This is a genomic window from Streptomyces sp. RGM 3693 (assembly GCF_050471125.1).
In the GTDB taxonomy this organism is placed as follows: domain Bacteria; phylum Actinomycetota; class Actinomycetes; order Streptomycetales; family Streptomycetaceae; genus Streptomyces.
Genome location: NZ_JBMPPQ010000003.1, coordinates 327,356 through 351,715, shown reverse-complemented (window position 1 = coordinate 351,715; position 24,360 = coordinate 327,356). Strand labels below are relative to the sequence as shown.

The following is a 24,360-nucleotide window of genomic DNA, read 5'->3' as shown; positions in this document are numbered from 1 at the left end:
GCTCCCACCTGATGCGTACGGCGTTCTCTCGATGCGAACACTGTACGCACATCAGAACGCTGTACGCAAGATGCGTACGGCGTGCGCTACCGTGGAGGAGAAATTACGGGCGAGCAGGGATGAGGGACGTATGCCAGCCGACGAGAAGCCGATCGCATCGGTGTGGACCCGTCCGCGCCGCCCACAGCGGGAGCAGCTGACCCGCGAGCAGATCGTGGCCGCGGCGATCGAACTGCTGGACCTGGACGGCACCGAGGCGCTCAGCATGCGCAAGCTCGGCACGCGCCTGAACGCTGCGGCCACGTCCCTCTACCGACACGTGGCCAACAAGGACGAGCTGATCGAGCTGGTCGTGGACGACATCTACGGAGAGCTGGAGGTACCGGCCGTCGCCGACCGCGCCGAGTGGCGCGCGGTCGTCACCCGCAGCGCGGCCGACCTGCGGGCGATGACCCTTCGCCACCCCTGGATCGCCCCTGAGTTGAGCCAGGTGGGCCTCGTCCACTTCGGCCCGAACGCCATGCGGATGTCGTCCGGGCTGCTCGCGCAGTTCGAGGCGGCGGGCTTCACCGCGGACGAGAAGGACCGGGCCGTGGGGACGCTCATGGCGTACGTCATCGGGATCGCGACCTCCGAGGCCGCGTACCTCTCACAGATCGCCCGCAGCGGCAAGACCGAGCAGGAGTGGGTGGCCGGCCTGCGGTCGGCCTTCGACCAGGCATCGCAGGAGCACCCACAGCTGCGCGAGACAAGCTCCGCCCGGCAGGACGTACACCCACAGCAGATCCGCGACGACGACTTCGCGTACGGGCTCGACCGCGTCCTCGACGGCCTGGCGGCCCGGCTCGACGCCTGAACCGACACACCGATGTGCGCGCGTTCGTTCACAACACCCCGAGGACGGGGGTTCGGACGACCTCTCGCAAACGGTCGACGTGCTGCCGTACGTGGTCGGCGAGGTCGGCATGTCTCAGCCTCCGGCCGCCCCGACAGCCACCCCCACCGCAGGCTGCCGCTGCGCCCCGGCCGCCGTCACGCCCGCGGCCCCGCAGACCCGACGCTGTCCGTCTCTGCCTTCGGCTCCGTGGCATCCGGCCACGGAGCCTCCGCAAAAACCCGTTGGCGGACCACGGCGACCACTTCTACATTTCCGGAGGCCGTGCGAGAGAACGAGGAGGTGGTACCCGTGAACGCAGTATCGACATGGGTGCTCCCCTCCGGGGTCACGGTCGGGCGATAGGTCGTCCGGGAGCGCCGTTCAAGAGCACTCCCGAAAGGCACGACCATGCAATTCACTTCCGAACAGCACCACGACGACGGCGTCCTCGAACGCGAATTCACCCTCGGCGAGATCCCCGGCACCCTGTGGACGCCTGGATCCGCACCGGCTCCGCTGATCCTGATGGCCCACAACAACGGCCTGCCCAAGGGGGAACCCCGGCTGGTGGTCCGGGCCCGACAGTCCGCGGCGTACGGCTACGCGGTGGCCGCCATCGACGCTCCCGGGTGCGGTGAGCGGCCCCGTTCCGCCGCCGACGAGCAGGCCCGCGCCGACCTCCGCCGGGCGATGCAGGGCTCGTTCCTAAGCGACCGTGAGTACGATCTTGCCCTGGATGTGCCCTCGGGCGGCGCGTTCGTGCGCTGCTTGGGCTTCCGCGAGCGCAAACGTGCTGTCGATCGCGACGCGGACCGTGCCCGCGCCGAGCAGGCGTCCAAGTTCGGCGAGTTGAGCCCCATTCGAGCGGACCTGGGTGCCCGTGACCGTGACACCCAGTCTGGTGGTCTCTTCTTCGTCGAATTCGCCGAAGAACACGGGGAACTGGGAGCCGCCGCGCTTGAGCGTGCGAAGGAAGCGCTTGCTGCCGGGGCCGCCGACGGTGTCGAGAACGAGGTCGACGTCGCGTACGAGTTCCTCGGGGCGACTCTTGGTGTAGTCGATGAACTCGTCAGCGCCGAGTTTGCGCAGGAACGATTCATGCGTGCCCGATGCCACCGCGATCACACGTGCGCCCTTCCACTTCGCCAGCTGTAGTGCGAAGTGCCCCACCCCACCCGCGGCGCCGTTGATGAGCACCGTCACGTTGGCGTCGAGTGGCACCGGGCGATGCTTCGCGGCCTGGAAGGGCGACGGATGATCGTGTCCGAGCTCGATCAGGAACTGCCATGCGGTGAGCCCGGCCATGGGGGCACCGGCGGCGTGCACATGATCGATGCCGGTCGGCTTGAGTGCGAGGTCCGAGGCAGGCGCGGCCACGTACTCGGCATATGTGTGGCCATCGAAGCCGGGGAAGCGCAGGAGACCGAAGACTTCATCGCCGACGGAGAAGTCGTCCACATCCGCGGCGACGGCCTCGACGACGCCCGACAGGTCCGTACCCGGAATCATGGGTAAGTCGAACTTCGGCCTCGTCTCCGGAGGCAGGTTGGACATGCCGTTGCGCAGGTACCAGTCGGGGGGATTGATGCCGACCGCGTGCACGCGGACGAGCACCTCGCCCGGCCCCGGCTCAGGAATCGGCACCTCGTCGTACCGCAGAACCTCAGGGCCGCCGTGCTCGTGGAGCCGGATCGCCCTCATCCTGTGTGTCGGCATCATTTTCTCCTACCCGCGCCGCGGGATACGCTTATCCGGATCAGTGATCCACATAAATGGACCACTGATCCGAATATATGGACCACTGATCCGGATAGTCAAGAGGGACAGATGCGGGCCGACGCCAGGAAGAACCGCGACCACCTGCTCGCCGTAGCGGGCACCGCCATCACGGAGCAAGGCATCGACGTGTCACTGCGCGATATCGCGCGCAGGGCCGATGTTGGGCTCGCGACGCTGCTGCGGCACTTCCCGACGCGCGAGGCGCTGCTTGAGGCCCTGCTCCGCACCAGCTTCGACGAACTGACGGCAAAGGCAGGCGAGTTCGAGACGTCGAGCTCACCCGAAGACGCTCTCGTTTCGTGGGTACGCGACTGCGTCGCGTGGACAACCGAGTACCGGGGCGTGACCGTGCTGATGGCAGCCGCCATCGCGGACACCGAATCCGCACTCCACGCTTCGTGCGTCACGCTGCGCGCAGCCGGTGCGCGGCTCCTCACTCGTGCCCAGGTCGCAGGCATGGCGCGGAGCGATATCGATGGCGACGATTTGTTTGCGCTGGTGGCCATGCTCGCTTGGCTCGGCGATCAACCCTCGCTTGCGCCACGCGCCGACCACCTCTTCGACGTCGTCGCGAGCACGATTCTGACGAGCGCAGGAAACAGCGTTACCGAGGGGGAACGCCCCCCCGCGGACGCGTAGCTGAAACGTCGTGCGGGCCAGCGGAGTCGGCCGCGCGCTCGGCAAGGAGCGATTCGACGCCGAGTTCGCCAAGGCGGACCAGACCCCAGCATCGAGTCGCACGCCGTTCAAGAGCGGACCGTGACCGCCTGAAGCGGCAGTTGGTTGGCAAGGGACCTCCAGCGGCGCGTACCCCGAATCGCACGAGGTGTTCCCTGTTCCGTTGGCGTCCTGCCGGCGGCTGCGCGCTGTGCCCGGCCGTGCGACCCACTTTCGTACCCCGGAATGGCGCCGCCATGCCGCTCCCCTTTCCCCCTTCCTTCCACTGGACCCCGTTTAAGGACAATGTCGCCTCGACTTTTCGGTGTTCGGTCCGAAGTGGTGTATCGCCAGGCAGTGGCGCCTTCCCGGGACGGTCCGGGGCCGTGGCGCCGGGCCGCCGGGTCGAGTGCGTGTGCGAACTTTACGGCTCCGTTCGCACTGGCCAGTCGTCTGAAGGCCGGACGGGACGCGGGGTGTGGGGGAGGGGCCGGATATCGATGGGGTCCTGAACCGCGTGAGCTCGATCTTCCGTCTCCTGTGACCGCGGGGCCGGCGATCGCTCGTTCGACGGTCCGTGCACCACTCGCTCGACAGCGGATCGAGGGCGAGCTCGGCCCCGCTCCGCTGCCGGTACGGCAGCACGGTGCCGCCACGGGGAGTTGGTGGCTTCGGCAGTCCCCCCGCGCCGCCGGGCGCGGGGGCCGACGGGAGAGGCTTGATCATTGAGTAGAGGCAACCGTTCGCAGACCCTGGGGGCCCTGCGGACCACGAGGACGCGATTACGGTCGCGGCGGTGGACCACCGCCGTGCTTGCCGTCCTGAGCGCGGTGGCGGCTCTGCTGACTGTTCCGCTGACCGCTGCGCCTGCACACGCGGTAAACCTTGACGGCAGTTCGCCGTTCGCCTCGTACAACATGCACGGCTCGGACAACGGTTCAAGGTGGACTTCAGAGATCAACCGGATGGTCGCGAGCTACCCGGTGGTGATGTTGCAGGAAGCCGGCAGCGGGCCACCTCAGCCGGCGGACGACCACCGGAGCAATTACCGGCAGTTGCGGCTCACTCCGAACCGCGACCCCCAGCCCAGTTCCTACACGCTCTCGACCTGGGCGGGCGGCCCGAACGGCACCAACCGCTACGTGTACTTCCTGCAGACCGACCCCCGCAGGATCAGCGAGACGAATGAGGACACGTGGGACGGCGGCCAGATGAACCTGGCGACGGTCACCGATACCCGGGCCCATGAGGTCCGCGTCCTGGAGAACAATTACTACGACCCGGACCCGAACGCCCCGAACAACCGTTACCGGGCCCGCCCGTTGCTCGGTCTGCGGTTCGGGAACACCTGGTACTGGAACACGCACGCCCGCGGCGAGGACGTGACCGGAGACGAGCACCGGCCCGGACTGCTCGACCAGGTCCGCAACTTCATGGCCAGGAGCGACCAGCACGGCCGGAACTGGGTCTTGGCCGGCGACTACAACGTGAACATCCTCAACCGCAACAACAACGAGGCCCGCCAGTCGCTGCATCTGCACGACGGCGAGAGCCTGCTGCGCACGGGCCAGCCGACGTACATCAACGGCGATCACCCGAGCGAGCTGGACTACGCGGTCACACGCGGCCTGCCCGGCGGCTTCACCGCGAACCGCGCCGACGGTGCCGGATCCGACCACGTGGCCGTGCACTTCACGCGGACACCACCCATTGTCGCGCCCACCGGCCCGTCACACGTCTACGCCACCAGGCTGGCCGCGCCCAACGGCAATCAGCTGCAGGAGAACCCGGACCGCTCGTTCGGGATCGGCACCCCCAGCAATGACAGCAGCCAGACCTGGCGGATGTACACCAACGGCGACGCCCTCACCCACTACCTGCGAAACCCCGGCACGGGAGACTGCATCGCCGCCCCGACGGGCGCCCGCCGGGATACGTCCTCCCAGGTCGTCGCCGGCGACTGCGCTGATCCGCGGGCGCAGTGGACGATCAGCCACCTTGAGGACGACCCCGGCTGGAACAACGACAGCGGGGGTCCGCAGCGCTGGCAGAACGTGGCCTTCCCCGGGATGTGCCTGACCCCGTCCGACAAGCAGGTGACCGTGGCACCGTGCACGGAGAACCCCGCCCAGCGATGGTGGGAGAACCCCGCCTCGCTACCCAAGGACTGGCCGACGACCACCGGCAACGTACGCCTGGAATCCGCCTTCATGGGCGGTCGCATGCTGAACGGATCCTTTCCCGGGACCACCATCCACACCGCGCCCGCTCCGCCCAAGTGGTGGTGGATCTACTGGCTGCGCCAGGAGCGCCTGGACTTCGGCTGGAACATCCAGCGCATCAGCCCGGACGACAACCTGGTCCGCTTCAAGAGCGAGTTCGGCAACAACTACTGCCTGGGCGTCCGCGATGAGCACGCCGCCTCGCAGACCGATGCCATGCTGCGGACGTGTGACGACGCGCGTGGCGTCGACGCGGCCGGTCAGCGCTGGCTGGCCGAGACCTACGCGGACGGCACCGTGCGCTACCGCAACGAGGCCAACCACCTCTGTCTGCTGGCCCCCGACGCCGACCGCGGCAGCGTCCGCCTCGCCCCGTGCAACGACATCCTGGCCCAGCGCTGGAGCGTGGTGAACCCCTGAACCTGTGAACCCCACCAAGCCGCCCGAGCCGACATACAGCCGGCCCGGGCGGCCCGGTTCCCCCACGGCCCCGGCCCACGCGAGACCTACCACGCCTTCGCCGGCAGCACCGCCTCCAGCACCCCACCCGCTCGAAGCCCCACCCAGCCTCGGCACAGGCCCGGCGCGTCACCTCAACGCTTCGGAATCGCGCGGCGCGCCCCGGACCGCCTTGCCTCAGCCAAGCGCGTCCATCAGGGCGGTGACATAGGCATCCAGTCGCTCCTCCACGGCTCGCGTCGTCAGCTCTGTCCTCCCTGCCTCCCGCCATGGCCGCGCCACCAACTGCACTTCTTCTGAGCACGCCAGTCCGTCCCGCACCTGCCAGTACAGCCGCTCGCTCGCGGCCGCGGCCAGCACCCCGCCGGCCTCCTCATACGCCTCAGCGAACCGCAGACCCCACGCCGGACCGTGCAGTAGCGCGAGATTGGTGGAGCAGTGCGCCACATCGAGATCCGCCGGGCCCCAGGAGGTCGCGGCCCAGTCGACGACGCCGGTGATCCGGGCGCCTGCCGGCCTTTGGGGTGGCACGTCGAACAGCACGTTGCCAGGTTGGAAGTCCCGGTGCAGGAATCGCCCTTCATAGGGCGGCGCGGGCTTGCGGATCACCTCGATCGCCGCGGCCCATGCCGTCGCGTCGGCGCCTTTCGGAGTCACGACCGTGTCGGCGGTCGTCAACGCCACATACTCCCGGGGCCGCTCGGCGGGTCGCAACGCGTGGATCGCCACGAGTTGACGCGCCAGCAGAGGGACGCGCGTCTCCAACCCTTCATCGTCGAGGACCGTCCGGCCCGCCAGATGTGTCATAAGGAGCGAGGGAAACTCGCAATGCGCGGCGGTCGGATCAACCGCGACCAGTCCAGGAGCCGGCACGCCGGTCCCCGTGAGCAGGGTCAGGGCACCGGTCTCCCTGCTCAGCCAGTCCTCGGCGTGCTCCACGTTGACGAAGGTCCGCAGCACCAGGTCACGGGTGCCTCCGTCCCGCGTGCCGATGGTCAGCCGCCGCATTTCGGCAGTGATGCCGCCGTGTAGCGCCTCGGTTCTGACGATCCGTTCGCCGACCTCCAGGTGCCGGCTCACCCAAGCCAGCGTCAACGGTCGGACGGCCCCCGCCTCATCGTGGTCTATCACCGTGCCACCTCATCATCCGGCCGGCAGCACGCGCAAAAGCTTTCAGCGGCATGACCAGCACCTGGCCAAGACGCTGAGTATCGACCCCTACGGCCACGGCTCCACCACGGTCAAAGGCGGCGGCCGTGCCTACCGTGAGGTCACCGTCGCCGGCACCTTCGTCGTCTAGTACGTCAGCGCCCCGATCCTCGTCGTCACCACGGTCCGCATCGTCCACTGAGGCCGGCTGTGAGCGCGGTCAGGGCCATGGGGAACACGGTGATCAGCACCAGGGCTGGCATGCCCATCTTCGGCATCCGCACCGCCCACCCCCGACAACGCCGCCTCCCGGGTGTATTGGGCGGCCACCGCGAACATGAACCGCCAGCTCACCGCTCTCCCCGACCTGGCGCGACCTGGGGCTGGCCGTGTGAACGTCGCCGAACTCCTGCGGCAGCGCAGGCCGAACACGCCGGGCCGGTCGCGCTCGGAGCGGTGGACGGGCTGCATCGCGGCCTCGGTGGCCAGGCGATGAGCACCGGTGGGGCAACCGGCCCGCCGGGTCAGTCCGAACCGCGGTCGGTGATGGTGACCAGTGCGAGATGCCCGTCGACGTCGATGTCGTCGGCGTCCCCCTCGGCGAGCAGTGCGGCGTCCAGGCGGTCGAGGCGGATGGACTCCCGGCCGAGGGCGGCCGACCCTTTCAGGACCACTGCGAGCACGCACGTTCCGGCTTCCGGCCGCACCGCGACGCGGTCGCGCACGATCCGGACCCGCGCCGTCGCATCGGCGCGCCGCACCATGACGTTGAAGTCGACGATCGGGCCGCCGAGCAGCTCGCACTGCGTGTCGGAGTCACCGGAGAAGGCGAACGGCTCGTACGGGGCGGCCATCACGTGCGGGGTGCCGTCGACCGTCAGAGCCATGCCGGGGCCGTCGACGACGGTGATGGTCCTGTCCACGCCCTCGAAGACGGAGAACGGTCCGCTCTGCGCGACATCGGCGATGCTGACACGCCAGAGGAAATCGCCGGTCCCCGTTCCCTCGGGACGGGCGGCCACCTCGGTGGTGACACCTCCGCCGTTCTTCCACGGCGCGGGTGTTCTCTCCTGTGCCCGCAGAACCTGTAGTGCCATGTGCTTTCCTTCCGGATCGGCCGGCCGCAGAGCCGTTCCTCACGGCTCGGCGGCCCGGACAACAGGAGAGGGCCCCGCGGGTCGGGCTGCGAACCCGGACCTTGAGGCCCTCGCCCCCGCACCCTACGCGACGGCCTCGTCGAGGTCCGTGTCGAGCTTTTGGAGATCAGGGTGGCCGAGGAGTTCAGCCATCTCGTGCTCGCGCATCTTGGTCCGTACACGGCCCGCAGCTCCTCCGGGGGCACCCCGAACATCTCGGCCGGGTGGGCGGACTGCGGCGCTACGAGACCTCCTGCCGTAATGGGCTGACCGAGGGCATATAGGAAGGCGGTGGCAACGTCGACGGGCGAATAGTCCTGGGCGGAACAGAAGGCCATTCCCGGTAGGTGCATTTATGGCCGTTTCTGGGGTTCATTTTTGCATTCCTATTGCGCATTCTTGAATGACGCCTGATGTGCTGTCACGGCAATGACCAGGGGGGAGCCGCATGGCGATCGAGCTGCCGGATGAAGTGGTGACGTTCCTTCAGTTCATCGGGGTGAACTGGCCGAGCGTCAATGAGGACAAGGTCCGTGAATTCGCGTCCCATGTGCGGGACTTCGCGCAGAAGCTGGATGAGACGCACAAGGACTCGACGTCGACGATCCATCAGCTGGCCGAGGTGTATCAGGGGGCGTCGTACGAGGCGTTGCTGGCCAAGTGGGGGCAGTTGTCGGACGGGCATATGACGGAGCTGGTCAATGCCTGTCACACGGTGGCCACCGCGTTGGATGTCGCGGCGGACACGATCGTGGCGATGAAGGTGGAGGCGATCGGCGAGCTCATCGTGCTGGCCATTACGTTTGTGGCCGATCAGGCCGCTGCGGTGGCCACGTTGGGGATCGCGGAGGCGGCCGAGGTGTTGGTCATCGCGGCGGGTAAGAAGCTCATCAAATTCCTTGAGGATCAGCTGGAGCAGTACATCATCGGTCAGGTCATCGAGGCGGCGATCAATCCGTTGGTGGAGGTGGTCGGCAAGGCGGTGAGCGGCATGGTCTTCCAGGCCGCCGAGTCCGCGCTGGGTGTTTCCGGTGGGGGTGGGGGTGGTGCGGGGGAGAGTTTCTCCATCCATCCCGAGGAGTTGCACAAGCGTGCCGAGGTGTTGCGTGGGCATGCGCGGACGGTGGCGTCGCACGCCGCTGACTTCGAGTCGAAGGCTGCGGGAGTGAGCTTCGAATGAGCAACCGGATCGTCAAGGCGCTGGAGGACGGTGCCCAGAAGGTCGGCAAGACCATCGCCAAGGATGCGAGCAAGGCCGTCCAGGACCTGTACCACGATGCCGGGGGCCGGCTGAAGAAGGTCGCCACCAACCACGCCGAGAACGACGCCAAGCACGCCGGGGAGCTCGACAAGCTCCTCAAGGGCGGCAAGGGGGACATGCCGCGCGCCCCGCACGCCATGGGGGGCGGCGGACGTCGCGGACACGGTACGCCGACCCGCGGCCGTGGCCGCGATCAGGTGGGAAACCCACGCGAGGCCGGCCGGCCGCAGGAGTCCGTCTGTCCCGGTGGTGAGCCGGTTGACATGGCGACCGGGCGGATGTTCATCGACCAGATGGACGTGTCGCTGCCCGGCGCGCTGCCGCCGCTCTTCAGGCGGTCGTTCGAGTCCGGTTACCAGGCCGGGCGCTGGATGGGCCCGCGCTGGGTCTGCACCTTCGACGAGCGACTGGAATTCGACGGCGACGGTGTCGTCTACCTCAGCGCGGAGCGGACCGCGCAGGCATACCCGCACCCGACGCCCGACGAACCAGCCCAGGCGACGGCCGGCGCTCGTCTGGACCTGGAGTGCGACGGCCCGACGGGCGACTACACCCTCACCGACGTCACCACTGGCCTGGTCCGGGAATTCACCCGCCAGCCCGATGGCGAGACGGCCCTCCTGACCGGAATACGTGACCGGGCAGGCCACCGCGTCGAGTTCGCCTACGCTGCCGACGGCGCACCGCTGAGCATGACGCACTCCGGTGGCTACCGCATCCTGGTCAGCGTGGACGCCGGCCGCATCAGCGCGCTGCATCTGGCCGGAGCGGACGAGGACGGCCGCGATCTGCTGCTCACCAGGTACGGCTACACCGACGGGCACCTGACCGCCGTCTACAACTCCTCCGGGCGCCCACTGCTCTTCGCCAACGACGCCCAGGGCCGGATCCTTTCCTGGACGGACCGGAACGGCACCCGCTACCTCTATACCTACGACGATTCCAACCGGGTCGTGGAGGAAGGGTGCGCCGACGGCACGCTCAAGTTCCACTTCGAGTACGGCGACCCGGATCCGGACACCGGCGTCAAGGTCCACTCCGAGACCAACGCGCTCGGCCACACCACCCGGTACCAGGTCAACGAACACGCCCAGATCGTCGCTCAGACCGACCCGCTCGGGAACACCACGTATTTCGAACGGGACGAGTACGACAACCTGCTCTCCCAGACCGACCCCCTCGGCCGTACCACCAGGTTCGCCTACGACGACACCGGCAGCCTCATCTCCGTCACGCGCCCGGACGGCGAGCAGGCCACGGCTGCCTACTTCGGTGATGCGAGCCTGCCCACGCTGATCACACGTCCCGGCGGGCTGACCTGGCGGCAGACCTACGACGAGGCGGGCCGCCGCACCTCGCTCACCGACCCCACCGGGGCCACCACCCGCTACGGCTACGACGAGTCCGGGCATCTGGCCTTCGTGACCGACGCCCTCGGCCACTCCACGCGCATCCGGTGCAACGCCGCCGGCCTGCCCATCGAGGTCACCGACCGGGCCGGAGCCACCAGCAGGTACGAGCGCGACGCCTTCGGCCGGGTCGTCGCCATCACCGACCAACTGGGCGAGATCACCCGGCTGGCCTGGAGTACCGAGGGCAAGCTGACGTCGTACGCGGCGCCCGACGGAACCGTCGAGACCTGGACGTACGACGCCGAGGGCAATCTGCTCACCCACACCGACCGTCTCGGACAGACCAGCACCTTCGAGTACGCACCCTTCGCGACCCTCGCTGCCCGCACCGACCCGGACGGTACCCGTCTCACCTTCAGCCACGACGCTCATATGCAGCTCGTGGAGGTCACCAACGCCCTGGGACAGACCTGGAATTACACGTACGACCCCGCCGGCCAGCTCATATCGGAGAGCGACTTCAACGGCCGGACCGTTGGCTACCAACTGGACGCCTCCGGCCAGGTCATCTCGCGTACCAACCCGCTGGGACAGCGGATCCAGTACTCCTACGACGTACTCGGTCAGCTCGTGGCGAAGAACTCAGACGGGGCGATCACCAGCTACGCCTACGACAGCGCCGGGCACCTGATTCGGGCCGCCGGCCCGGACGCGGACCTGCTCCGCACGGTCGACGTCCTGGGCAACCTGATCAGCGAGACCGTCAACGGCCTCACCCTCACCCACACCCTCGATGCCCTCGGCCGGAGCACCGGACGCACCACCCCCAGCGGTCACACCAGCGCCTGGACCTACGACCGGGTCGGTCGCCGCACCTCCCTGGCCACCCCCGGTGGCAGGCTCGACTTCGCCTACGACGCGGCCGGGCGTGAAAAAGAGCGAAGCATCGGCGAACGTCTCACCCTGGCCAGCGCCTGGGACGCCGAGCATCGCCTCACCGGCCAGATCCTGAAGTCCGAGCAGTCGGTACTGCAACGCCGCGACTACACCTACCGGGCCGACGGTGCCCTCACCGGTGTGGAGGACCAGCTCAGCGGTGCCCGTACCTTCGCTCTCGACGCCGCCGGACGCGTCACCGCCGTCCACGCCGCCACCTGGACCGAGAACTACGCCTACGACCCGGCCGGCAACCTCACCTCCGCTGACTGGCCCGCCACCAGTGCCACCCAGGGTGCGGTCGGCACCCGCACGTACAGCGGCACCCAGCTCAGCACCGCCGGCCGCGTGCGCTACGAGTACGACACCACAGGCCGCATCACCCTGCGCCAGGTCACCCGCCTCTCGAAAAAGCCCGCAAGCTGGCACTACGCCTGGGACGCCGAAGACCGTCTCACCCACGTCATCACGCCCGACGGAACACACTGGCGCTACCTCTACGACCCCTTCGGCCGCCGGATCGCCAAGCACCGCCTGGCCGCGGACGGCGTCACCGTCGAAGAGCGGACCGACTTCACCTGGGACGGTTCAAAGCTCGTCGAGCAGACCACACACGCCCCGTACCTTCCCGGGCCCTACACCATGAGCTGGGACCACCGAGGACTTCATCCGCTCGCCCAGACCGAGACCATCACGACCCCCGCGACGGCCGACACCCCGCAGGACCAGATCGACCGCCGTTTCTTCGCGATCGTCACCGACCTCGTCGGCACCCCGACCGAACTCGTCGACACGGCCACCGACACCATCGCCTGGCGGGCCACGACGACCCTCTGGGGCGACACCACCTGGGCCACCGGCAACACCACCCAGACGCCGCTGCGCTTCCCCGGCCAGTACTTCGATCCCGAGACGGGCCTCCACTACAACCTCAACCGCTACTACGACCCCCAAACCGCCCGGTACACCAGCCCCGACCCGCTCGGCCTCAGTCCCGCGCCCAACCCCGACGCCTACGTCCACAACCCGCACACCTGGTGCGACCCCCTCGGCCTCATGGCGCAAAACCAGGTGAACCCGCTCAAAAAAGAGCTGATGGACCTGGCGAAACAGCGGAAGCAAAAGGTCATGGATGACCTCGCCGAGGACCAGAAGCCCCCCGGCGCCTACTCTGCGGGCAAGGACCGGACCACCGGTAAGGTCTATTACGGGGAGAGCGGCCCGGGCACCGGGCACGAGAAGGCCGTGAACGACGCACTGCCCGAGGAATCGCACCACAAAGATGGCCGCCCGGCGAATGTCTGTGCCGAACCGCGGATGTTCACCAACGCGATCAAGGACGGCGCAGACCCGAAGAACATCGACCTGGTGACCATCAACACAAAGGGAAAGAAATTCGGGATGTGCGACAACTGCAAGACATGGGTGCCCGGTTTCGGAGGAGAGGTCCTGACAGGATGAACAACACCCCTGACCGTCCAGCGGTGCAGCGGCTGCGAGCTGTCGTTGCGGACGAGGCGCGACTTGAGGCCGGTCCGCTGGACATCGAGGATGTCTGCCGTCAATACGCCGAAGAGGGCTATGAAGTCACCTCCCGCCTCCGGGACTTCCTGGCCGACTACGGGGAGCTCACCGTGACTTGGATGTGGCGGCAGCGCGAAGTCGAGCTCACGACCTCGGTGGAGAGGACCCTGGAAGCCACGCACGCCATCCCAAGGAACGTGCGCATCGACGCGAAGCGCATCGGCCAGTCCCTCGTGCTGATCGGTACGGCCTGGGATACCGAAGACGTGGTGCTGCTGGCCGAGAACGATGACATCTTCATCTCCGGCGACGCCGGGATCCAGCGGATCGCCAACGGCTTCGAGAACGCCATCCGCGCCATCGGAACAGACAGCTGGGACAAAACCTTCTTCTGAGTCACATGTCGTCGCATCCAGCGCCGGCGAGCCGGACGGCCTGGACGTCATGACGGCGAAGCCGCTGGCGATGCGGATCAGCCTGACTACGCGACTTCGCTGATGTGCCGTCAGCTCTACTGAAGGCCCCCTCAGGTCACGTCGTCTCACCGTCGGCGCGGTCGTCGTCAGCGTCCGGCTGCGCGGGCAGGGCCTGGCTGGCGGACACCGATTCCACTTCGCCGATGTCGTGCGGCGTGAGGTCGAGGTCGGAGATCTCGCCGTCGCCGGGCCCCTCTGCTTCTCTTCGGGTCTTGCGCCGGTCATTGAGAAGCGAAAAGACAACGGCGGCGAAATAGAACCCCCAGATCGGCGCGGCCAGCGCCAGCATGGTCAGCGGGTCCGTGCTCGGCGTCGCCGCAGCCGAAAAGACTGTGATCCCCATGATCATGCCGCGCCACCAACCGAGCATCCGCCGGCCGGACAGCACTCCGGTGAGGTTCAGCATCACCAGCAGCAGCGGCATCTCGAAGGAGAGACCAAAGACGACGACCATGCGGGTAATGAGGTCGAGCAGATCGTCCAACGGCAGCAGGTTGTCCACCCCGTGCGGGGTGAAGCCGATCAACACCTTTGCGGTCGTGGGCAGCAGCTTGTAGGCGACGAAGGCGCCGCCGAAGAACAGCGGGACGCCGGCGCCGACGAACGCGTAGGCGTATCTCTGCTCGTGCTTGTGCAGGCCGGGGGCAACGAACGCCCACAGCTGGTACAGCCATACTGGCGAGGCCAGCACGACGCCGGCCATCAGGGACACCTTCAGCGTCAGGGTGAAGGGCGCGAGCAGACCGCTGATCGTGATCCGCGCGCAGGTGGTGTCCGCGGTCTGCTTGGCCAGATCGGCGAAGGACGTCGGGCAGCCGACCGAGTCCAGTACCGGCCTGGTGAAGAAGTTGACGATTCCCTTGTAGTAGAAGGCCGCGGCGATCGTGACGACCAGGATGGCAAGGACGGCCTTGGCGAGCCGGTTGCGGAGCTCACGAAGATGCTCCGCGAGCGGCATCCGCCCCTCGGGATCCTTCTCCTTGTTGCAGGCCGACTGGGACACGCCACGTCCTCATCTCGTGCGGCGGACCGGAGACTACCGGCCCTGCGTTAGTACTTGATCGTCTCCGTCACCCGGTGGGGCGCGGGCTCGCCACGGCGCCGGTTGCGGCCGGTAGCGCGTCCAGGAGGCAGTTGGTCCAGTTCGGCACCACTTACTGCGAGCTGATCTGCGGCGATGGGACAGGAGCGCGCAGGACCGGGCTCAGCCTCCGTGGCTGGTAGTGCTGTCCGTGGGCGCGGTGCGGGCGGTGGCGGTGTCTCCGGGAGCGCCCGAGATCGTCCGCTGTTCCGGTGCAGGCTCGGGCTCGGGGCGTGGCTCGTTTGCGGCGCCGTCGTCCTTCATGGCCTTGGTCTCGCTTTTGAGGATCCGCATGGACTTGCCCAGTGCCCGGGCCGCGTCGGGGAGTTTCTTCGAGCCGAAGATCAAAACCACCACCGCGACCAGGATCAGCAGGTGCCAGGGCTCCAGCGCATTGTGGAACATCGTCACACCACCTCTTCGAACGCGTCGGCCTTCATACCGGCCTCGGCGATCCGTGCCACTTGTTCCTGCGCGGCAGCGGTGGGAGCGGGAGCGCCCGCGGTGCATCGCGTCTTGCCGCCCCGAGCACGCCCCCATCGCTCTCCGGGCGCGCGCAGAGCCTGGGACGCCGTCCAAAGAGGCGTCCCGCCCACGACCGGGACATCACGCTGCTGGACGCGGTCGATGTCCACGACCCGGCAGGGCTCTGCACCGACGGATGGTCGGCACTCGTCGTCGCAGAGGGGGATCCGCAGGAGGTGGCCGGGCAGGCCGGCGTCCGTGCCCACGCCCGCGGTCTCGTGCGCGGGCGCCTGGGAGGAGGTTTCCCGGTGCACTTGGCACGGCGGTTTCACCGGTGTCCGCCGCCCGCGCCATCGGGAGATTCCCACGGCGTCGTCCAGCCAGGCATTGCCAGTGCATTCGTCGCCCGTCGCCGCCGCAACCGCGGGGAGCTCGACCGGCAACGAGCATACGGCGAGGCGCAGTTCGCCACCTGTGACATGCATGGCCACCTGCGCCGGCTGCCCGGCCCGCGGAGTGTGCGGGGGCGCTTGGGCCGGATGGAGGCCCAGCCGCTGCCCCTGGGAGCAACCACGTTGGGGCACCTGGAACAGTCGATGGGTCTTCGCGTTCGACCACGGTGCGTTCATCGGCTTTCCCCGGAGTGACCGTTCCTGTCGCCGACTGGCGCGATGTTCACGCGTGACTGTCGGGCGTGGAAGGCGAAGCGAGTGGAGTTGGCCGGCTGCTGCGGGGGCGTGCCGGGTGTCGATGTCCTTGCGGGGCATGGCTCCTTCTTCCTGTCGGTCGGGGTCGATTCAGATCCCGGGGCGCCCGGCGGCCGTCCAGGCGGCGTACTCCTGGCGGACGTAGCGGCGGCGGCTGGGGGCGAGCGTGATCGCGTCGGGGTGGTGCGGGCCGGCCACCAGGTCGGGATGGCGGCGGTCGTGCAGGACGAGTTGTTCGGCGGTTTCTGCGGCGGCTGCGACCGGGCCGGGGCCGGGGTCGTCCAGGGCCATCCGGTCCATGAGGGCGGCCTGGCGTAGCCGCCAGGCACGTTCGGCGGCCGTCGCATCGACTGGGGGGCCGGTGACGGATCTGGCCTGGCGGCCGTCGCGTTCAGCCCCGAGAGCGAGCACTTGGTGCATCTCGCGGCGCAGGTCTGGCGCATTCACGTACGCCTCGTGCGGGGGCGGGGCGCTGATGCCCTCGCCGCTGTTCGGGGTGGCGTTCACGCTCACACCTCCGCCGGTACGTAGGGGCTGGCGCCGCAGCGTTGACACAGCACCGTGTCGTGGCCGGGGCCGCCGTGATCAAGGGCCGATGGGTGTGCCGCGGACCGCCTGGGCACCTGGGGCCGGGCTCGGGCAGCCGTCGATGGGGCACGGCTTGTGGGTCGCGCAGGCCCACTCGGCGGGTCGTCGGGGGACCCGGTATCGCAGCCGCCCCCGGTGACCCGTCGCTGTGCGGCAGTGCCGGGCCCGGTAGGGGGTCGCAGCTCATGCGGAACGTCCGGCCCGGTCATGGCGAGCACCTCAGGCAGGCGCGCACCTCGCGGCCGCTGCGTGTCTGGTGGACTTCGGTCGACTGGGCGAGGTACTGGACGATGCCGGTGCCGCGGCCGTGTTCGTCGGGGGCGATGTCGGGGCGATGGTGTTCCACGGTCGTGCCGGAGTCAGTGACCACAATGTGCAGAGTGCCGTGGTCGAGGACGAGCAGCAGGGTCATGCGCTCGTGGCCGTACTGCGCGGCGTTGGCGGCGAGTTCGTCGACGATGAGAACGGCGGAGTCCCGCTCCCTTGCGGGCACTTTCCAGGTCTCCAGCAGATCGGCCGCGAAGTGACGAGCGGCGGAGACGTGCGCCTCCTGCGCGGGCAGGGTGAGCAGCGCCTGGTGGCGGCAGGGCTGGCCGAGCGGTGAACTCGGGCTGGGGGAATCGGTCACATACATGGTCTTCTGGCTCTTCTGTGGATGTGCGAGGGCCGGAGCGGGGGAGACCGCCAACAACTTCGGGACGGTCGGTAGGCGAGATCCTGCATGGGCGCGCTCATTGAGTTCCACGGGCGACGCGCGCCAAACGGTTCGAGTGATTCGCCCCTTTTATTCGACTTCTCGTGAGTCATGTCGATGCCAGCCGCCTGGCTGGACTCACTCGCCTCTGCCAGAGCTCGATGCCGTACTCGGCCGGACCAGGCACCGACAGCCCGGTCTCCTCGCCCGTGGTCTTCCGGACGGCCTTGCGGGAACCTCACGCCGTAGAGCCGGACGAACCTCCCTGCCCTCACCTCGGCTTGGTCGCGACACTCGGCGTGCAGACATCCTGGATCCTCTTCTCCGGGCTGCACGGACTTCGGAGGAAAGGAGAGTTGAGGCCGCCGGTCGATTGACGAACCGCATACCGCTGTTCGCGCGGGGGAGATCGAGGCCGCCGCCGCGCTCATCCGCCGGGTGCCTTGTTGGACGAACTCGCCGATCCTGGAGCCGTGCGGCGTGGTGGCATCGGTCGACGACGGTGATCACGAGCGTGCCTGTGCAGCCGATGTCACGAGCACAAGCCTTCTCGACGGCCATCGGCCGGACGTGCTCAGCGCGCTCCTCCAGCCTGGTCCACCGGTCTTGAGGTGGCGCGCTTCTTGTCGACTGGTCAGCCCCCTCTCCGCCCGCGGCACGGCTCTTCGGTGGCGACGTCTTCTTGGCCTCTTGTGCCGCCGTGCGCTCACACCCGACAGCTGTGGTCGCGTCACGCCCGGATTGTGACCAGCTTCTGACCGTTGCCTGCGTGGATCTCGAAGTGCTCGATGGCTCCCGGGGACATGGCAACCGCCCCTGGGATTGTGGTGCCGGGAGGGTACGTGCCTGCCCGCCAGGTAGCGACGTCCGTCCTGGCTCCGCCGGGCCCGACCGCCTGCAGTCGGCAGGTGATTCCGGCGGGTGCCCCCTTGGCGGAGACCTGCACGACACTGCCCCAGGCGGAGGGCGAGACCTTCACCGAGGCGGAGACGCCGGTGGCGGGATCGCTTCCGGAGAAGGTGCGCCAGGCAGTCGGCGCGGTCGGCCCAGGCGGAGTCGCCTGACTACCCACGGATCCGATAGCCGCCAACCAAGTGCCGCCGACCGCCGCCGCGAGGAACGTCAGCGAGGCGGCAGCGCCGGCCAGTTGCAGACGCCAGGTCCTGCGGCGCCGGGACGCGGCCTGCTGGATGAGCCTCTCCAGCACACCCCCCTCTGGCGCCTGCGACACCGCGGGCGCGGCGGGCCGTTCGGGCAGGGAGCCCTGCGCGCCTTCGGCTGCCCGTGCCACCAGCCGGTCGGCCAGGTCCCCGTCGGCCGTCGGCACTCTCTGGCCTGAGGCTTCGGCTTCGGTCACCGTCGCCATCAGCGCAGACAATCCCGCCAGCTGGGCGTGTTCGGCCTGGCATGCGGCGCATTCCGAGAGGTGGACGCGCACCCGTTCCATTTCCGCCGGGGGCAGCGTGCTCAGGACGTATCCTCCCAGCGCCAGCCTGAGGGCGTCGTGCTCCGCACTCATGGTCGCCACCTCCTGCCCGCCGCGGTCACGGCTCGAGCCCCCGTTCCTGCAGCGCCAGCCGCAGGGCGTGCAGGGCGTAGTACGTCCGCGACTTCACGGTGCCCAGCGGGATGCCCAGCACCTGCGCGGCCTCCACCATGGTCCGGCCACGGTAGTAGGTCTCCAGCAGGACGGCGCGGTGGTCCGGGGACAGCGACCGGACCGCGTCGGCAACCGCCCAGCTCTGCAGTGCCTGCTCGATCTCGTCCTCGCCGGGTTTCTGCTCGGCGGCTCGCTCCAGCACCTCGCCGCTGGCCTCGGTCGGCCTGGCCTGCCGGGCCCGGTGGGCGTCGATGACCAGGTGCCGGGCGACCGTACACAGCCATGCCCGGGCCGGGCCGCGTGCGGGGTCGAACGCGGCGGGATGCTGCCACGCTCGCAGCATGGTCTCCTGCACCACGTCCTCCGCCCATTGCCAATCTCCTGAGGTCAGTCGCAGCACGTAGTGGAACAGGGCTCCTGCGTGCTCCGCGTACAGAGTGCGCAGCAGTTCCTCATCTGCGGTCGAAAGGGTCCCTTTACCAGAGACACGGTGCGCGGAGCGATCCGGATCGGTCCTTGGACCACGCTTTCGGGAACTCCAGGGCATAAGCCGATCATCGCGTAAATGTGCCGCTTTGTCCTGTAACGCATGGCGCAGTACAGGTGACACTCTGCGAGCGCCGTGGGCGATACGTCCCTGCCAGGCATTGCGGCACCACAAGGACCCAGTGTGCGCGGTCCCAGGAGGCCAGCTGATCCGCGGCAATACCAAGAGGTCTCACAAAAACTGCATATCTACCGAACCGTGGGAACCCCGCCGTCCGTGGAGCCGGACAAGAGCCGACTTACGCGCAATTCCTCATCGATTCCCCAAGCGGCAAAGGATGGACCAGGAGGTGACCGAAAAACACCACGCGACGCACGCACTCCTGGCGCCTGCCACGCTCGCCCCGGCCGCGTGCATCGAAGTCGGCGCCTCGGCCGGTGCTCGATCGCTGGGTCTGTAAGGGACCCGCGCCCATGAATACGGCATCCACACACATCCCTGCGGTTGCGTCCGGCCGGACCAGTCCCCGCCTCCGCCTGATCAGTGAGGAACGGACACCATGTACCTGAACTTTCGCACACCAGGCCGTCGATCACGGACTGCGGCCGGGCTGGCCGTCGCCACCATCGCCACTGCCGGCACGCTGGGGCTCCTCAGCTCATGCGGCCAGTCGTTGCATTCCTCGTCCACCGGAGCCGGCGCCATCACACCCGGACCGGGTCAGCACCAGACGGCAGGCATGCCCGGAGCCACGGGGCCGGGGCACACGACAGGCCCCGCGTCCGGCGCCTCGCCGATGCCCGGCATGAGCATGCCCACGACTCCCTCGAGCACGGGCGCGCCAGCCGCACCGGTGACCGGGACCGCCGTGGCGATCAAGAACTTCGCCTTCTCCCCGGCCACGCTGAAGATCAAAGTGGGCACGACGGTGACCTGGACCAATCAGGACACCGACGCCCACACCGTCACCAGCGCCGGATCGGGCGGCCCGTTGCATTCTGCCGCCCTGGCCACCCACGCCACCTACAGCTACACGTTCACCAAGCCCGGCACCTACGCCTACCTCTGCACCATCCATCCGTTCATGACCGGCACCGTGGAGGTGACGTGATGACCGACTACTACGACAGTCACGACGGGGCATCGGCCGGAGACGCGGGTCAGCCCGATGCCGAGCATGGCATGAGTCGGCGTCAACTCCTCCGGCATACAGGATGGTTCGGCGGCGCGGTGGTGCTGACCGTGGTCAGTGGAGAGGTGATCAGCCACATCGCGGACTCCCGGGGCACCAACGCGGGGGCCGCCGCCGGGGCCGTTGCGACTGGAAGCGGCGCGCTGCGGTTCGTGCAGGTCTCCGACAGCCATATCGGATTCCGGGGTCCGGCGAACCTGAACGTGGTCGGCTCGTTCACCGAAGCGATCAACCAGGTCAACTCGCTCGGATTCAGACCGGACTTCGTCATGCACAGCGGCGACCTGACCCACCTGTCCACGGCCGGGCAGTTCGACCAAGTCAAGCAGCTGATGGCCGGAATGAAGACAGACCGCATCTTCACCGTGCCGGGCGAGCACGACTCCATCGGCGATGCAGGCCGCGCCTACCGGCGGACCTTCGGCATGGGCACGCTCGGCGATGGCTGGTACAGCTTCGACACCCACGGCGTGCACTTCATCGCCCTGGTCAACACCCTGAGCCTGGAGAAGCTCGGCCACCTCGGCAACGAACAGATCGACTTCGTTCGCAAGGACATCGCCGGACTGTCGTCGGACACCCCCATCGTGGTCTTCAGCCACATCCCACTGTTCGCCATGTACCCGCAGTGGGGCTGGAGCACCGACGACGCCCTCAAGGTCATCGCCCTCCTGCGCCGCTTCTCCTCCGTCACCTGTCTCAACGGGCACGTCCACCAGCTGTTCACCAAGACAGACGGCAACATCACCTTCCATTCCGCCACCACCACCGCCTACCCCCTGCCCAAACCGGGCCGCGCCCCCGCCCCCACCCCGCAAGTCGTCCCTGCCCGGCAGCTCAAAGACGCACTCGGCATCCGCAGCGTCGGCTACCGCCAAGGCGACCGCGAACTGGCCATCAAGGATCAGAGGTTGGCATGAACTCCCGAAGATTCCTCGCCCCCACCCTGCGGTCGGCGACCGCCGCAACTCTCGCTGCCAGCGGATACATCCACGCCCAGCTCTACATCGACGGGTACCGCTTCATCCACATCATCGGCCCCCTGTTCCTGCTCCAGGCCAGCGCTTCCTTCGCCCTCGCCGCCCTGCTGCTGGTCGGGACACCACCCCTGCTGCTGCGGACCGCCGCGGCAGTTGTCGCCCTCGGCGCCCTCGGCGCCCTCGGCGGCTTCACCGCTTCGCGTACCGTAGGCGTGTTCGGATTCACCGAGCACGGTCTGCAGCCCGAGCCGCAAGCCGTCCTCAGTCTCCTCGCCGAAACCGGCACGCTGCTGCTCCTCGCCATCTGGCAGGTGACCGTGACCAGACAACCCCGCGCTGCCCGACCGCCCGTCAGGACACCCAACTGGGCCACCACCCGCACACCACCCAACTGAACCACCACCACGAAGCCGCCCAGGATGCCTGCGTCCCGGCTCGGGGTGCGGCGGGACCGGCAAAGCCACACATCGCCGCACGGGCTACCACGGCAGAACGAGATGGCAGCGCAGGGCGATCGTGCGGGCGCTCACCGGCTGCCTGGATTTCGTGTCGGCCCAGGCACTGCACGCCCTGCTGCCTGCCGTAGCCGCCTCGCTCGGACTGACCACCGACCACTCGCTACCACGCTGCGCGAGCCGCAGGCGGACAGCGATGTGGATGCGGTACGCGAACAGACAGGCCGGCAGGGCGCACCGGCTGCGTCCCGCCGACCGGCACCGCCACCCCCAGCCGTGCCGCGGCTGCAGCACACCCCGCCCGCGGACACCGACATCGTCGAGAGGCGGGCCAGTCGCAACGCTCGCGACATCGGCTTCGCCGCCGAACACACCGTCGACCGCACCGGCGCTCTCTGCGCCGCCCGCCCTCATTCCGGAACCAAGGAGTACCCCCATGCACCTGGAACCGCGCCCAGGAATCGCCTGGCCGAGCCCGCACCTCCGCGAACTGAAGGATGCCGTACGCGCCCTGCTCGGCCTGGACGACGACACCGCCGTCATCATCCGCCAACTCATCTGTGGCCAAGTCGGCTACCCACGGCTGGAAACCGTCGTCGAGGTGCTGCCCATGGACGGCAAGGCCCATCGCTGGACGCTCCACCGCCCCGCTGAGCAGATCACCGAGAACGAGCTACGGGCCAGCCTGCTTCACCACCGACCGATCTGACCGGAACCTGACCTGACTGCCCCTGAATCCCGAGGCTGCGCGACGAGCGCCTTGCGGTCACCGCACTGACCGGCGTCCGAGGCTTCGGAAACACCACCCCTCAACCTCATGCCCATCAGGACGAGTTCAGCGAGGACGAGGTCGCCGCGAACCCAGTCGCCGTCGTGCTGGACGGCCAACGCCGCCAGGAGGGTCAGACCGGCGGTGGTGCTCAGCCGCCACAGCCGCTCCAGCTCATCCGCCGCGCAGCCCCGCTCTACCGCTGGGACAACCGCCCCACCACGCGCAGGCTCAAGTACCACCCACTGACCCGCCCCCCAGGCTGCAGTACCAGCGATCACGGGGCGCCGATGATCAGGCCGGCCCTGGTGAGGTAGCCATCGATTCGGGTTGGGTCGGTGCTGGATCTCCGGCGGCGTCCACCGCGTGACGCCGAAGTGTGAGCGGCGTGCAGATCAGCGTGCAGACACCGAGCAGTCCAGCTGTCACGGCGAAGGCTGTTGGTGAACCGGAGCGGTCGACGAGGACACCGCCGACGGCCGTCCCCATTGCTGCCCCCAGGTTGTAGGCGGTGTTGATCCACGCGCCGGCTTCGGTGCGTGAGCCCTCGGGGACGAGCCTGTCGACGCGTTGGTAGGCCGTGATCAGGAGGACGTCGGTGCATGCTCCGGCAAGCAGCAGGGCGATGCCTGCGGCTGGTACGGAGTACACCAACGCGGGGAGGGCGTAGCAGACGCTGGAGGAGGCGGCCAGTACCAGTGGTCTGCGTGCGACGGCGCCGCGCCAGCGGCGGCGGCCGTACACCAGGCCGCCGAGTACGCCACCGACTGCGAATAGGGTGGTCAGCACCCCGGCCACCAGCGTTCCCCAGGCAGCGAGAACCGCCACCTCGAAGAGGCTTAGAGCATCTGCGACAGCCAGCGTGAGCAACAGCAGCGGTGCGAACCCTGCGGCTCGCAGGGGGCTTCGAGGACGAGCGGCGGGCGAGCCCACACGCACGCTCGCAGGGGTCCGACGCAAGCCCGTCGCCAGCAGGCCGAAGCCGGTGATGACCAGTGCCGCGCACACCGTGAGCACGGCCGGTGCGGAGGAGGCGGCGATGAGGAGTCCACCGAGGACGGGACCGAGCGCGAAGACGGTGGACTCCGCTGCCGTATCCAGGCTCAACGCACACTGATGCTGCGCCTCGTCCGTCGTCAGCTTGCCCCACAGTGTCCGCATCAGCGGGCCGACCGGGGGCGAGCACGCCCCCGCCAGTACGGCGAGGGAGACCGTGAGTAGGGCTGGCACGTGGGCGGCGCAGGCGGCGGCCAGTGCGGACAGAAGTAGGGCATAGCAGACGGCCAGGAGCATCAGCGCGGCGTCATGACGCTCGACCAGTCGGGCCCTGACGGGTCCGAGTACGGCGGCGACCAGTCCGAACAAACCCGTGGCCGCACCGGCCACGGCGTAGGAGCTGGTGCCCTCCCGCAGCGAGAGCAACAGTGGGAGGCCGAGCAGTCCGTAGCAGAGCCGCGCGAGCATAGCGGCGGCGAACAGGCTGCGGGCATGGGGCAGCATGAGGACGGCGCGAT

22 protein-coding genes and 1 pseudogene are annotated in these 24,360 nt (G+C 68.5%); 12 read left to right on the top strand and 11 right to left on the bottom strand.

Annotated elements, in window-relative coordinates; translation table 11 throughout:
* Positions 1–130 precede the first annotated feature (130 nt).
* Together ACO0M4_RS30185 and ACO0M4_RS30180 are read left to right on the top strand one after the other, a co-directional pair.
* Positions 131–856 carry a TetR/AcrR family transcriptional regulator gene (locus tag ACO0M4_RS30185; RefSeq protein ID WP_430374250.1) on the top strand — a complete coding sequence of 242 codons (726 nt, stop codon included), beginning with the start codon at positions 131–133 and terminating at the stop codon, positions 854–856.
* A 429-nt stretch (positions 857–1,285) separates the two neighbouring features.
* Positions 1,286–1,573, top strand: a pseudogene (locus tag ACO0M4_RS30180) (alpha/beta hydrolase family protein); the annotation flags it as partial.
* A 9-nt stretch (positions 1,574–1,582) separates the two neighbouring features.
* On the opposite strand, the gene ACO0M4_RS30175 reads toward ACO0M4_RS30180, so the two are convergent.
* The gene (locus tag ACO0M4_RS30175) at positions 1,583–2,593 is read right to left on the bottom strand and encodes an NADP-dependent oxidoreductase (protein ID WP_430374249.1); all 1,011 of its coding nucleotides are present in this window, start codon (positions 2,591–2,593) and stop codon (positions 1,583–1,585) included.
* A 111-nt stretch (positions 2,594–2,704) separates the two neighbouring features.
* Here ACO0M4_RS30175 and ACO0M4_RS30170 point away from each other — a divergent pair, with 111 nt between their 5' ends.
* Both ACO0M4_RS30170 and ACO0M4_RS30165 read left to right on the top strand, forming a co-directional pair.
* Positions 2,705–3,295, top strand: coding sequence for a TetR/AcrR family transcriptional regulator (locus ACO0M4_RS30170; RefSeq protein WP_430374248.1), 591 nt, complete (start codon positions 2,705–2,707; stop codon positions 3,293–3,295).
* Between the two features lie 983 nt (positions 3,296–4,278).
* Positions 4,279–5,955, top strand: a complete 1,677-nt coding sequence (locus tag ACO0M4_RS30165; protein ID WP_430374247.1) for a ricin-type beta-trefoil lectin domain protein — start codon at positions 4,279–4,281, stop codon at positions 5,953–5,955.
* A gap of 216 nt (positions 5,956–6,171) precedes the next feature.
* On the opposite strand, the gene ACO0M4_RS30160 is transcribed toward ACO0M4_RS30165, so the two are convergent.
* Complete coding sequence (locus tag ACO0M4_RS30160) at positions 6,172–7,074, bottom strand: phosphotransferase family protein (protein WP_430374246.1); 903 nt, start codon at positions 7,072–7,074, stop codon at positions 6,172–6,174.
* Between the two features lie 52 nt (positions 7,075–7,126).
* Between ACO0M4_RS30160 and ACO0M4_RS30155 the strand changes: the two genes are divergently transcribed.
* Positions 7,127–7,294 carry a hypothetical protein gene (locus ACO0M4_RS30155; RefSeq protein WP_430374245.1) on the top strand — a complete coding sequence of 56 codons (168 nt, stop codon included), beginning with the start codon at positions 7,127–7,129 and terminating at the stop codon, positions 7,292–7,294.
* Positions 7,295–7,667: 373 nt separating this feature from the next.
* Here the strand turns inward: ACO0M4_RS30155 and ACO0M4_RS30150 are convergent, their stop codons facing one another.
* Positions 7,668–8,240 carry a HutD/Ves family protein gene (locus tag ACO0M4_RS30150; protein ID WP_430374244.1) on the bottom strand — a complete coding sequence of 191 codons (573 nt, stop codon included), beginning with the start codon at positions 8,238–8,240 and terminating at the stop codon, positions 7,668–7,670.
* Positions 8,241–8,727: 487 nt separating this feature from the next.
* Here ACO0M4_RS30150 and ACO0M4_RS30145 point away from each other — a divergent pair, with 487 nt between their 5' ends.
* The 3 genes from ACO0M4_RS30145 to ACO0M4_RS30135 are packed head-to-tail and all read left to right on the top strand — an operon-like array spanning position 8,728 to position 13,747.
* Positions 8,728–9,459: a WXG100 family type VII secretion target gene (locus ACO0M4_RS30145; protein WP_430374243.1), complete on the top strand. Its 732-nt coding sequence runs from the start codon at positions 8,728–8,730 to the stop codon at positions 9,457–9,459.
* Positions 9,456–13,289, top strand: a complete 3,834-nt coding sequence (locus ACO0M4_RS30140; protein WP_430374242.1) for an RHS repeat-associated core domain-containing protein — start codon at positions 9,456–9,458, stop codon at positions 13,287–13,289. Before ACO0M4_RS30145 ends, ACO0M4_RS30140 begins: the two co-directional genes overlap by 4 nt.
* Positions 13,286–13,747: an SUKH-3 domain-containing protein gene (locus ACO0M4_RS30135; RefSeq protein ID WP_430374241.1), complete on the top strand. Its 462-nt coding sequence runs from the start codon at positions 13,286–13,288 to the stop codon at positions 13,745–13,747. The genes ACO0M4_RS30140 and ACO0M4_RS30135 overlap by 4 nt, the downstream gene beginning before the upstream one ends.
* A 136-nt stretch (positions 13,748–13,883) precedes the next feature.
* Here the strand turns inward: ACO0M4_RS30135 and tatC are convergent, their stop codons facing one another.
* From tatC to ACO0M4_RS30100, 7 genes are all read right to left on the bottom strand, one after another.
* On the bottom strand, positions 13,884–14,786 hold the full coding sequence (gene tatC, locus ACO0M4_RS30130) for a twin-arginine translocase subunit TatC (protein ID WP_430374240.1): 903 nt from the start codon (positions 14,784–14,786) through the stop codon (positions 13,884–13,886).
* A 246-nt stretch (positions 14,787–15,032) separates the two neighbouring features.
* Entirely contained in the window at positions 15,033–15,314 is a 282-nt protein-coding gene (tatA, locus tag ACO0M4_RS30125; protein WP_430374239.1) for a Sec-independent protein translocase subunit TatA, read from the bottom strand.
* A gap of 2 nt (positions 15,315–15,316) precedes the next feature.
* Positions 15,317–15,640: a hypothetical protein gene (locus tag ACO0M4_RS30120; RefSeq protein ID WP_430374238.1), complete on the bottom strand. Its 324-nt coding sequence runs from the start codon at positions 15,638–15,640 to the stop codon at positions 15,317–15,319.
* 531 nt (positions 15,641–16,171) lie between these two features.
* On the bottom strand, positions 16,172–16,588 hold the full coding sequence (locus tag ACO0M4_RS30115) for a hypothetical protein (RefSeq protein WP_430374237.1): 417 nt from the start codon (positions 16,586–16,588) through the stop codon (positions 16,172–16,174).
* Positions 16,589–16,874: 286 nt separating this feature from the next.
* Positions 16,875–17,297 carry an ATP-binding protein gene (locus tag ACO0M4_RS30110; RefSeq protein WP_430374236.1) on the bottom strand — a complete coding sequence of 141 codons (423 nt, stop codon included), beginning with the start codon at positions 17,295–17,297 and terminating at the stop codon, positions 16,875–16,877.
* A 796-nt stretch (positions 17,298–18,093) separates the two neighbouring features.
* Positions 18,094–18,882, bottom strand: a complete 789-nt coding sequence (locus ACO0M4_RS30105) for a zf-HC2 domain-containing protein (RefSeq protein ID WP_430374235.1) — start codon at positions 18,880–18,882, stop codon at positions 18,094–18,096.
* A 25-nt stretch (positions 18,883–18,907) separates the two neighbouring features.
* Positions 18,908–19,510, bottom strand: a complete 603-nt coding sequence (locus ACO0M4_RS30100) for a sigma-70 family RNA polymerase sigma factor (RefSeq protein WP_430374234.1) — start codon at positions 19,508–19,510, stop codon at positions 18,908–18,910.
* A gap of 736 nt (positions 19,511–20,246) precedes the next feature.
* Here ACO0M4_RS30100 and ACO0M4_RS30095 point away from each other — a divergent pair.
* From ACO0M4_RS30095 to ACO0M4_RS30080, 4 genes are all read left to right on the top strand, one after another.
* Positions 20,247–20,561: a plastocyanin/azurin family copper-binding protein gene (locus tag ACO0M4_RS30095; protein WP_430375318.1), complete on the top strand. Its 315-nt coding sequence runs from the start codon at positions 20,247–20,249 to the stop codon at positions 20,559–20,561.
* The gene (locus ACO0M4_RS30090; protein ID WP_430374233.1) at positions 20,561–21,562 is read left to right on the top strand and encodes a metallophosphoesterase family protein; all 1,002 of its coding nucleotides are present in this window, start codon (positions 20,561–20,563) and stop codon (positions 21,560–21,562) included. The genes ACO0M4_RS30095 and ACO0M4_RS30090 overlap by 1 nt, the downstream gene beginning before the upstream one ends.
* Positions 21,559–22,017, top strand: a complete 459-nt coding sequence (locus ACO0M4_RS30085) for a hypothetical protein (RefSeq protein WP_430374232.1) — start codon at positions 21,559–21,561, stop codon at positions 22,015–22,017. Before ACO0M4_RS30090 ends, ACO0M4_RS30085 begins: the two co-directional genes overlap by 4 nt.
* Positions 22,018–22,513: 496 nt before the next feature.
* Positions 22,514–22,786 (top strand): hypothetical protein, encoded by a 273-nt coding sequence (locus ACO0M4_RS30080; protein WP_430374231.1) that lies wholly within the window; start codon positions 22,514–22,516, stop codon positions 22,784–22,786.
* A 354-nt stretch (positions 22,787–23,140) separates the two neighbouring features.
* Here ACO0M4_RS30080 and ACO0M4_RS30075 read toward each other — a convergent pair whose 3' ends face one another.
* Complete coding sequence (locus tag ACO0M4_RS30075) at positions 23,141–24,346, bottom strand: MFS transporter (protein ID WP_430374230.1); 1,206 nt, start codon at positions 24,344–24,346, stop codon at positions 23,141–23,143.
* Positions 24,347–24,360 lie beyond the last annotated feature (14 nt).

Coding starts and splice junctions, on each gene's coding strand:
- ACO0M4_RS30090 (WP_430374233.1), top strand. CDS start 20,561: ATGACCGACTACTACGACAGTCACGACGGGGCATCGGCCGGAGACGCG.
- ACO0M4_RS30150 (WP_430374244.1), bottom strand. CDS start 8,240: ATGGCACTACAGGTTCTGCGGGCACAGGAGAGAACACCCGCGCCGTGG.
- ACO0M4_RS30095 (WP_430375318.1), top strand. CDS start 20,247: ATGCCCGGCATGAGCATGCCCACGACTCCCTCGAGCACGGGCGCGCCA.
- ACO0M4_RS30075 (WP_430374230.1), bottom strand. CDS start 24,346: ATGCTGCCCCATGCCCGCAGCCTGTTCGCCGCCGCTATGCTCGCGCGG.
- ACO0M4_RS30100 (WP_430374234.1), bottom strand. CDS start 19,510: ATGCCCTGGAGTTCCCGAAAGCGTGGTCCAAGGACCGATCCGGATCGC.
- ACO0M4_RS30170 (WP_430374248.1), top strand. CDS start 2,705: ATGCGGGCCGACGCCAGGAAGAACCGCGACCACCTGCTCGCCGTAGCG.
- tatC (WP_430374240.1), bottom strand. CDS start 14,786: ATGCCGCTCGCGGAGCATCTTCGTGAGCTCCGCAACCGGCTCGCCAAG.
- ACO0M4_RS30135 (WP_430374241.1), top strand. CDS start 13,286: ATGAACAACACCCCTGACCGTCCAGCGGTGCAGCGGCTGCGAGCTGTC.
- ACO0M4_RS30080 (WP_430374231.1), top strand. CDS start 22,514: ATGCACCTGGAACCGCGCCCAGGAATCGCCTGGCCGAGCCCGCACCTC.
- ACO0M4_RS30085 (WP_430374232.1), top strand. CDS start 21,559: ATGAACTCCCGAAGATTCCTCGCCCCCACCCTGCGGTCGGCGACCGCC.
- ACO0M4_RS30140 (WP_430374242.1), top strand. CDS start 9,456: ATGAGCAACCGGATCGTCAAGGCGCTGGAGGACGGTGCCCAGAAGGTC.
- ACO0M4_RS30165 (WP_430374247.1), top strand. CDS start 4,279: ATGGTCGCGAGCTACCCGGTGGTGATGTTGCAGGAAGCCGGCAGCGGG.
- ACO0M4_RS30175 (WP_430374249.1), bottom strand. CDS start 2,593: ATGCCGACACACAGGATGAGGGCGATCCGGCTCCACGAGCACGGCGGC.
- ACO0M4_RS30145 (WP_430374243.1), top strand. CDS start 8,728: ATGGCGATCGAGCTGCCGGATGAAGTGGTGACGTTCCTTCAGTTCATC.
- ACO0M4_RS30105 (WP_430374235.1), bottom strand. CDS start 18,882: ATGAGTGCGGAGCACGACGCCCTCAGGCTGGCGCTGGGAGGATACGTC.
- ACO0M4_RS30185 (WP_430374250.1), top strand. CDS start 131: ATGCCAGCCGACGAGAAGCCGATCGCATCGGTGTGGACCCGTCCGCGC.
- tatA (WP_430374239.1), bottom strand. CDS start 15,314: ATGTTCCACAATGCGCTGGAGCCCTGGCACCTGCTGATCCTGGTCGCG.